The organism is Streptomyces sp. NPDC059009 (assembly GCF_042740175.1).
Classification (GTDB): Bacteria; Actinomycetota; Actinomycetes; order Streptomycetales; family Streptomycetaceae; genus Streptomyces.
Genome location: NZ_JBHYJB010000107.1, coordinates 1 through 1,046 on the forward strand (window position 1 = coordinate 1; position 1,046 = coordinate 1,046).

General features: G+C 70.2%; 1 protein-coding gene. It reads right to left on the bottom strand.

Going from position 1 to position 1,046, the window contains the following annotated elements; genetic code table 11:
• The coding region (locus ACFWYM_RS44985; RefSeq protein WP_384851368.1) for a phage major capsid protein at positions 1 to 1,046 on the bottom strand (1,046 nt) is incomplete at both ends.

Here is a 1,046-nt window from a genome sequence, read left to right on the forward strand (position 1 = left end):
CTGGCCGCCCACCGCGAACGCCCCGACCAGGACGGTGCCCTGAGCGATGGCGCTGGTGACGACGGTGTTCTGCCCCCACAGGCCGGGGCCCATCTGGAATCCGTTGTTGCCGTAGGCGCCGGTGAACGGGCCGCCCGCGAAGTACTGCTCGTTCGCGTCCCGGGTCAGACGCAGCCGCTGGTAGTCGAGCGGGTTGATGACGACCGCGTCGACCGGCAGCTGGGTCGCCAGCTCCACCGCGGTCATGCCGCGGAAGATGGCGTCGATGTCGTCGGCCGGGGAGGCGCTGGTCTCGGTGAGGATTCCGGACCGGTTGAGCAGGCCCGTCATGTTCCCGCCGACGCCCGAGCCGTTGAGGAGCTGCGCCTCCTCGGCCAGGACGAGGCGCAGGCGCATCTGCGATTCGATGACGCTGACCAGGTACGCGGTGTCCTGGAACGCCTCGTCGGAGATCTTCGTGACGCCGGCCACCTTGGAGAGCGTCTCGATCTCGGGCTCGAAGGAGAAGTCGATGGCGGGCTTCTCGCCCAGCTCAGGGACGATCGCGAAGTCGCCAGTGGTCGGGCCCTGCACGTAGTAGGTGAGGGTCGTCGCCGACATGGTGCCGGAGCCGAGCAACTGGGCGATGGTGGGGCGCCGCAGGGTCTCGGGGACGACCTGGCCGTACTGGGTCTGCACCAGACCGCCCGCCGGGCCGCCCGTGGCGAAGTCCTTCGCCTCGAACTCCGTGCTCCGCTGGGAGAACCGGGTGCGGGAGGCGGCGGCGAGGGACGCCGACTTGTAGGCGGCATCGGCTTCGAGCTTCGCCTTCACGCCGACCGGCACGGTGCCACCACCGGACGGGGCTCCCGGCTCGACGGCGTACGCGCGCTTGAAAAGCTCGTCCGATTCTGCGGCCTGCTTGATCTTCTCCGCGATGCCGTCGGCGGTCGCCAGGTGGCCCTTCACCGCCGTCTGCTCGTCCTCAGTCAGTGCCCGGCCCTCGTCGCGGGCCTTCTCCGCCACGTCCCGGGCGGCCTTGAGCGCCTGCTGGCGCTGCTCATGCA